The following is a 7,784-nucleotide window of genomic DNA, read 5'->3' on the forward strand; positions in this document are numbered from 1 at the left end:
TCGATGCCGAGGATGTCCTTGACGTCGGCGATGCCCATCATGTCGCCGTTGGCGACGCGGTCGGGGTTGTACCGCGTGAGCAGCAGGTGTTGCTCGACGCCGCTGCCGCCCTGTTCGGCGCGGCGCGTCTTGCTCGCGAGCAGGCCGAGGATGCGGTCGGAGTCGCGCACGCTCGACACTTCCGGATTGACGACGACGATCGCGCGGTCGGCGAAGTACATCGCGAGGCTCGCGCCCTTCTCGATGCCCGCAGGCGAATCGCAGATGACGTAGTCGAAACCGTCCTCGGCGAGCTCGTTGAGCACGCGCTCGACGCCTTCCTTGCTCAACGCGTCCTTGTCTCGCGTCTGCGACGCGGCGAGCACGTACAGCGTCTCCACGCGCTTGTCCTTGATCAGGGCCTGCTTGAGCGTGCACTCGCCCTGGATCACGTTCACGAAGTCGTACACGACGCGCCGTTCGCACCCCATGATGAGGTCGAGGTTGCGCAGGCCGACGTCGAAATCGATGACCGCGACCTTCTTGCCGCGCCGGGCCAGGCCGACCGCGAGCGATGCGCTCGTCGTGGTCTTGCCGACGCCGCCCTTGCCGGACGTGACGACGATGATTTCAGTCAAGGGTGTATCTCCTGTGGAGCGGGAATGGTCAGTCGGGAATCGGGAATCGAAAGCGGCGCGGCTCGGGTGCTCCAGCGATTCCCCATTCCCGATTCACAGCTTCTTCAACATCAACTTGTCGCCTTCCAGCCAGCACTGCACGCGTTGCCCGCGCAGGTCCTTCGGAATGTCCTCGAACACCCGATACTGCCCCGCGATCGAGACGAGTTCGGCGTGGAATTCCTGGCAGTAGATGCGCGCGCTCTCGTCGCCCTGGGCGCCCGCGAGCGCACGACCGCGCAGCGCGCCGTAGACGTGGATCGAGCCGTCCGCGATGACCTCGGCGCCGTTGCCGACGAGCGCGGTCAGGATGAGATCGCGCCCGCGCGCATAAACCTGCTGCCCGGAGCGCACCGGCTTGTCGTGCAACAGGCCGCTCGAGCCCGCGCCCGCATTCGCAGGTGCGACCGGCGCGGTCGCGCGCGATGCGGCGGGCGGTTCGCGCGAAGGCGGCGGCGGCGTCGCGCGCGAGGACGCCTCGGCCGGCTCGTCGTGCGCGCGCTCGTACGACGCGCGGAACTTCGCGATCACGGGAATGCCGAGCGCCTGGGCGATGCGTTCGTTCTCGCCCGTTCCGTACGACAGCCCTACCGGCAACATGCCGGACGCGCGGATCCGTTCGAGCAGGTCGCGCACGACGTCCACGTCCGGCAGGGTCGGCAGATGGCTGAGGTCGAGCACGACCGGTGCGCGCAGGAACAGCCGTTCCGCGTTGTCGACCTTGCCGCGCAGCTCGGCCGCGAGCGCATCGGGATCGAGGCGCTTGAGCTTCAGGTTGGCGATGCCGACCTGGCCGAACTTGATCTCGGCGACGGGCTCGAGGCTGGCGAGTTCCGCCGCGGTCATCGCCACGTTCATGCGCCGCCGGCAGCGCGCGCGCCGCGCACCGGGACGTTCGCACGCTCGCGCTCGCCGAGCCAGGGCAGCTCGGGCAGCCGCCCGGTCGGCCCTTCCAGGTAGGTGTCGCGCACGAACGGGTAGCTGCACAGCGTCTTCGCGAGCAGGGCGACGCGGCGGCCGTTGCTCGGCATCGTCTGCTGGCCGACCTCGAGGAAACCCGAGGTGCCGTGGAACAGCAGCGAAACGTCGTCGCGGGGTTCTAGGAAGACCTCGCACGCAAGCTGGGGAACGTGCGTTTCCGCGTAGCTCGTCACGTCGGCATAGAACACGCGGCCGAGCCCGAGGCCACGGTACGGCCGCGCGACGACGATGCGGTCGATGTAGACGAATTCCGGGTAGTGCGCACGGAACCAGTGGAAATTCGGGCTGTCGTAGCGCGCGTCCTCGCGCAGGGCGATGAGGAAGCCGGCGACGTGCCCGTCGACCTCCGCGACGCGGAAGTAGCTCGCTTCGTCATAGAGCCTGCGCAGGCCGGCGACGTCCAGCGGCAGGATCGTGGAGCCGGCGGCGTTGTTGAGTGCGAGCACCGAGTCCAGATCGTGCGGTTGCACGTCGCGGATGCTTAGGGCCATTGCTTGCTCCGTGGGATGGCGTGGGGCGTGCGGCTGCCGGCCGCGGCCACCGACGCGGATTATCGCATGGGCCCGCGGTGCGGTCATGGCGCGTTGCGGGCGATCGCGTTACGGAAACGTTAGCGGCACTGTTGGCCACGTCGGCGGGGCGCACGCGCAGCGGCGGCGGCCGACCTGCCGACAATGACTTTCCGGGGAGGTCGGCCACCGGCCAGCCGGCTTATGATGCGGGCATGCCCTGGCCGCAGTTCAACCACATCCAGCTGCTCCGTTACGCGGGCCTGTTTCAGTACGCGAGCGTCGGCACGCCGTTCCTGCGCTACCAGACCGTGGTCGAGGACCTCGCCCAGAAGCAGCTGCCGGGCAGCTACGTCCACCTCTGGCTCGCCTGCTACGTCGTCTTCGGCGTCGTCTACTGGTACCTCACGCGCGACCTCGGCGATCGCCGCCGCACGCCGTTCCGCCGCGCGCTGCAGATCGCGCTGCTGGTCGTGCTCAACGGCATGGCGGTCGCGATCGGCTGGTTCAGCCAGAGTGGCATCTCCGCGCTGCTGCTCGCCGTGGTCGCGGTGGTGCTGCCGTGGCTTCTGCCGTTGCGCATCGGCATCGCCTGGATGGTGCTGCAGAACTTCTCGCTCGTGCCGGTGTTCGCGAGCATCCGCGAGCCGGCCTTCAGCCTCAGCGACGCGTTCCTGCAGTCGAGCCTGTACTCGGGCTTCATCGTGCTCGCGTTCGTGACCGCGCTCGTGACCAAGCAGCAGGTCGAAGCGCGCGAGGAGCAGCGGCGCCTCAATTCGGAGCTGCGCGCGACGCGCACGCTGCTCGCCGAATCGAGCCGGCTCGCCGAGCGCATGCGCATCTCGCGCGAGCTGCACGATCTCGTCGGCCACCACCTGACCGCGCTCAGCCTCAACCTCGAGGTCGCGAGCCATCTCGTGCAGGGGCAGGCGCAGGAGCACGTGCGCCAGGCCCAGTCGGTCGCGAAGCTGCTGCTCAGCGACGTGCGCGAGGTGGTGAGTCAGCTGCGCGAGGGCGACAGCATCGACCTCACGCAGGCGCTGCGCAACCTCACCGAAGGCGTGCCCGGCCTCGCGATCCACCTGGAATTGCCGCCGCGCTTCAGCGTCGACGATCCCAAGCGCGCGCAGGTGCTGCTGCGCTGCGCGCAGGAGATCATCACCAACACCGTGCGCCATGCCGGCGCCCGCAACCTGTGGCTCACGTTCGAACGCAGCGCCGATCGCCAGATGGCGATCCATGCGCGCGACGACGGCCAGGGCGCGAGCGAGCTGCGCCAGGGCAACGGCCTCACCGGCATGCGCGAGCGCCTCGCGCAGTTCGGCGGCCGCGTCGACATCGTCACCGGCAGGGGTCAGGGCTTCGCGCTCGACGCCCTGCTGCCATTGGAGGGAACCTCGTGATCCAAGTCTGCCTGGTCGACGACCAGACCCTGGTGCGCCAGGGCATCCGCTCGCTGCTCGAACTGTCCGATTCGATCCGCGTGATCGCCGAGGCCGGCGACGGCACGCAGGCGGTCGAGACGATTCCGCGCGTGAAACCGGACGTGGTGCTGCTCGACATGCGCATGCCGGGCATGTCCGGCCTCGACGTGCTCAATGCGCTCGCGGCGAAGGACCAGCTGCCGCCGACGATCATCCTGACGACGTTCGACGACGACCAGCTCGTACTCGCGGGGCTCAAGGCGGGTGCGCGCGGGTACCTGCTCAAGGACGTCTCGCTCGACCAGCTCGTCGACGCGGTCAAGACCGTCGCCGAAGGCGGTTCGCTGGTCGCGCCGATGGTCACGCAGCGCCTGCTGAGCGGCCTCGAGCGCATGCACAACGAGTTCACGAGCCTCGATCGGCCCGACCCGCTGACCGAGCGCGAGACCGAAATCCTGCGCCTCATGGCCGGCGGCTACAGCAACAAGGAAATCGCCAATTCACTCGGCGTCGCCGAGGGAACCGTGAAGAATCATGTCTCGAACATCCTTTCCAAGCTCGGCGTGCGCGATCGCACCCGCGCGGTCCTGAAGGCGTTCGAGCTCGGCATCGTCTGAGCCGTTGCCGCCCGCCCCTGCGGCGGTGTTGCGCCGATTGCGCACTTGGCGCCGTCCGGTGGGCCGCCTGACGGCGCCGGCGGCGCCGCGAGCGCGTCCGCGCGCGGTTTCCACGCCGCGCCGTGTCGCGGCATCGTTCGCTGCGGATGGGGTCGTAGCACATGCGCCCCCGACTCCAGTACCATCCGTCCCTTGTCCCGCCGGCGCGGGACCGTGCACGCAGGGCACAAGGGGATGGCGAGGCCGGATCCGGCCGGGCGCCGCTTGCCGCGTGCAGCCAATGGCTGGGTTCTGGAGATACCTCGGATGATTCGTATTTTCGAAGTGCTGATCGCTCTCTTGATCGTGTTCCTGCTCGCCGTCGTGGTCGGCGTGCTGCTGCCGGACCACGGCCATATCGAGCGTACCGTCGAGGTGCCGAGCCCGGTGCGGCAGGTCTACGACTCGGTCAATTCGTTCCGTCGCTTCCCGCAGTGGAACGGCATGCGCGCGTTCGATCCGAATCTCAAGATGACGATCTCCGGCCCGGAAGCCGGCGTCGGCGCAAAGGCGAGCTGGACGAGCACGTCGCCGAAGGTGCGTGACGGCTCGCTCACGATCACCAAGTCCGAGCAGGACAGCAGCGTCGAGATGGCGCTCGAGAACGACTGGATCGGTACCAACCGCACCTACAGGATCACGCTGCAGCCGACCGCGAACGGCAAGACCGTGAAGGTCACCGAGTCCTACGACGTCGACTACGGCTGGAACCTGCTGCATCGCTTCGGCGGCCTGTACATCAATGGCGAGCCGTCGGCGATCGTGCAGGGCAACCTCGCGAGCCTCTCGGCGATGCTCGCAGGCTTCCCGAACACCGACTACAAGGACCAGAAGATCGACGTCGTCAACGTCGAGGCGAAGCCGGTGTTCCTCGTCAACACGAAGGCGAAGCGCTCGCTCGAGGAAGTGGCCGACGCGACGAGCACGGCGATGACCGAGATCGAAGCGGCGCTCAAGAAGGCCGGGCTCACCGCCGCCGGCCCGCGCATGACGATCACGACCGAGTGGGGCGAGGAGGACTACACGTTCAGTGTCGCCGTGCCGGTCAGCGTGCCGTCGTTCACGATGAACGGACAGACCTACACGATCGAGACGCCGGTGCCGAACCAGAGCGACGAAGGCGTCGACGAGAGCGGCCAGCCGAAGACCTACGCGCCGGGCGAGAAGGACAACAAGGGCTATCTCGTCGTCGACGGCAACGTGCGCGCGGCGTTGTGGTACCAGGGCACGGCGCTCTACACCGAATACACGGGCAGCGCGGCCCAGTTGCCGCTGATCCGCCTCAACCAGAAGGCATATGCGGAGACGCACGGCTATCGGTACAGCGAGGGCGGTGTCGGTCGCTTCTGGGACGAGTACATGTCCACGCCCGATACGCCGGTCGACCAGGAGGTCTATCGCGTGTACCTGCCGATCACGCGCTGAACGCGTCGCTTCGACGGGATCGAAAAGGGCGGCTTCGGCCGCCCTTTTTCTTTGGTCTTCGTCGATTCGCGGCGTTCACGAGGCATCGTTCGCGGAGCGCTGCGTTGTCGCAAGGCTGCGCACGCGGCGCGCGATCCCCTCGCGCGCCCCTTCGGGCCATTTCGGCCGCCGCCGGCCAGCGCCGACCAGGCCCCGATGATGCAGAGCAGAAGCTGGAAGAGCACGAGCAAGAAGGGCAGGAGCGGCCAAGGCCCGTGTTACTCGAGCGGCCCGTCGTAGCTCACCTCGACCACGACGAACGAGCGCCGCCCGCCCGGCAGCTCGGCTTCGAACTCGTCGTCCTCGCGTCGCTTCAGCACGGCACGTGCCAGCGGCGAATCGATGCTGATCCAGCCGCGCGCGGCGTCGGTCTCGTCGGGCCCGACGATGCGGTACGCATGCTCGACGCCGTCTTCGTCCTCGATGCGGATCCATGCGCCGAAGTAGGCCGCGCTGCGGTCCGTCGGCGGCGCGGCGACGACGCGCAAGCGTTCGAGCCGCTTGCCCAGGTAGCGAACGCGCCGGTCGATTTCGCCGAGCTGCTTCTTTCGATAGGTGTATTCCGCGTTCTCGGAGCGATCGCCCTCGGCTGCCGCTGCAGCGAGCGCGCGCACGACTTCGGGCCTGCGCACGCGCCAGAGTTCGTCGAGCTCGGCCTTGAGGCGCGCATGCCCGTCGGGCGTGATCATCGCCGTGGAAGCCGGCGCAGGCGGTCGCCATCGGCTCATGCAACACCGTCCTTCGCAAAGCGCCCACGTTACCATCGTGGCATCCGCGCGCCACGGGTCACCGCGTAGAATCGACTCATCGTCCGATCGCGGAGGGGCCGCGGCGTGCTGATCCTGCCACTGCACCGCGCGCCGACCCGCGCCAATTTCCCGTGGATGACGCTCGCGCTCATCCTCGCCAATGCGTTCGTGTTCTTCGGCTTGCAGCTGCGCGACGATGCGTCCAGGGAGCAGGCGCTCGATCACTACGTGCAAACCGGGCTCGCGCGCTGGGAGTTCCCCGCGTATCGCGACTGGCTCGGCCAGCATCCCGACGAGCGCCGCAGCGCCGTGTTCGAGCGGATGGCGTCCGGCGACGGCGACGCGCGACTCGCCGCCGCGGTGCTGCAGTCCGACGAAGGGTTCGTCGCCGCGCTGCACGACGGCACCGCGATCGACCCGAACGCGCCCGACTTCGACGACTGGCGCGAAGCGCGTGCGGGATTCGATCGCCTCTGGAACGGTTCATTCACCGAGAACTGGAAGCTGCGCCAGTCGGAGATCTCACCCGTGCGCATCCTCGGCTCGATGTTCCTGCACGGGAGCATCGGCCATCTGTTCGGAAACATGCTGTTCCTTGCCTTGCTCGGCCTGCTCGTCGAGGGGGCGCTCGGCCCCGGCCTGTTCCTCGTCGCCTACCTGCTCGGCGGCGTCGGCGCCGCGCTCGCGAGCCTTGCCTGGCACTGGGGGCAGCACGGCTCGCTGGTCGGCGCTTCCGGCGCGATCGCATCGCTCATGGGCGCCTATTGCGTGCTGTGGGGCATGCGCAAGGTGCGCTTCTTCTGGTGGTTCTTCGTCGTGTTCGACTACGTCAGGGCCCCCGCGCTCGTGCTGCTGCCCGCGTGGCTCGGCTGGGAAGTGCTGCAACTCGCGTTCGTGCACGATTCCAACGTCGCGTTCGAAGCGCACGCGGGCGGCATCGTCTGCGGTGCGGCGCTCGCGCTCGCGGTGCGCAGGATCGGCTGGGAGCGGCGCGAGTTCCTCGACGAAGAGGTGCTCGCGGACGCGGCGGTCGAGGACGACGTGGCGCTCGAGCGCGCGCAGGCGCACATCGGACGGCTGGAGATCGCCGCCGCGCGCGCGCTGCTCGAACCCATGATCGGGCGCCGCCCCGGCGACCTTGCGGTGCGCATCGCGCTCTATCGATGCGCGCGCTACGAGCCGGGCATGCCGCGGATCGACGGCGCCGCCCGCGCGGTGCTGGTACTGCCGCTGCGCAGCGCGGCCGAGCTGCGCGAGCAGAAGGCCGTCTACGACGACTTCGCCACGGCCGCGCCGGAGCGGCGCGTGCCGCTGACCCCGGTTCAGCAGCTCGCGCTCGTGCGCC

General features: G+C 68.6%; 8 protein-coding genes. 4 read left to right on the forward strand and 4 right to left on the reverse strand.

The annotated features are described in order from the left end of the window. The 3 genes from minD to VI238_RS18315 all read right to left on the reverse strand — a co-directional run. Positions 1-617 (reverse strand): septum site-determining protein MinD (minD, locus tag VI238_RS18305; RefSeq protein WP_331653906.1); only part of this gene is annotated, 617 nt, incomplete at its 3' end. 93 nt (positions 618-710) lie between these two features. After that, entirely contained in the window at positions 711-1,514 is an 804-nt protein-coding gene (minC, locus tag VI238_RS18310; RefSeq protein ID WP_331653907.1) for a septum site-determining protein MinC, read from the reverse strand. Then, complete coding sequence (locus tag VI238_RS18315) at positions 1,511-2,128, reverse strand: GNAT family N-acetyltransferase (RefSeq protein ID WP_331653909.1); 618 nt, start codon at positions 2,126-2,128, stop codon at positions 1,511-1,513. The genes minC and VI238_RS18315 overlap by 4 nt, the downstream gene beginning before the upstream one ends. 233 nt (positions 2,129-2,361) lie before the next feature. Between VI238_RS18315 and VI238_RS18320 the strand changes: the two genes are divergently transcribed. The 3 genes from VI238_RS18320 to VI238_RS18330 all read left to right on the forward strand — a co-directional run bounded on the left by VI238_RS18320 (position 2,362) and on the right by VI238_RS18330 (position 5,651). After that, positions 2,362-3,549 carry a sensor histidine kinase gene (locus tag VI238_RS18320; RefSeq protein WP_331653910.1) on the forward strand — a complete coding sequence of 396 codons (1,188 nt, stop codon included), beginning with the start codon at positions 2,362-2,364 and terminating at the stop codon, positions 3,547-3,549. After that, complete coding sequence (locus tag VI238_RS18325; RefSeq protein WP_331653911.1) at positions 3,546-4,187, forward strand: response regulator transcription factor; 642 nt, start codon at positions 3,546-3,548, stop codon at positions 4,185-4,187. The genes VI238_RS18320 and VI238_RS18325 overlap by 4 nt, the downstream gene beginning before the upstream one ends. A gap of 306 nt (positions 4,188-4,493) precedes the next feature. After that, the gene (locus VI238_RS18330) at positions 4,494-5,651 is read left to right on the forward strand and encodes an SRPBCC family protein (RefSeq protein ID WP_331653912.1); all 1,158 of its coding nucleotides are present in this window, start codon (positions 4,494-4,496) and stop codon (positions 5,649-5,651) included. 257 nt (positions 5,652-5,908) lie between these two features. Here the strand turns inward: VI238_RS18330 and greB are convergent, their stop codons facing one another. After that, positions 5,909-6,418: a transcription elongation factor GreB gene (gene greB, locus VI238_RS18335; RefSeq protein WP_331653913.1), complete on the reverse strand. Its 510-nt coding sequence runs from the start codon at positions 6,416-6,418 to the stop codon at positions 5,909-5,911. Positions 6,419-6,523: 105 nt separating this feature from the next. On the opposite strand from greB, the gene VI238_RS18340 reads away from it, so the two are divergent. Further along, positions 6,524-7,784 (forward strand): rhomboid family intramembrane serine protease (locus VI238_RS18340; RefSeq protein WP_331653914.1); only part of this gene is annotated, 1,261 nt, incomplete at its 3' end.

Source organism: Dokdonella sp., from assembly GCF_036518555.1.
GTDB lineage: Bacteria > Pseudomonadota > Gammaproteobacteria > Xanthomonadales > Rhodanobacteraceae > Dokdonella_A.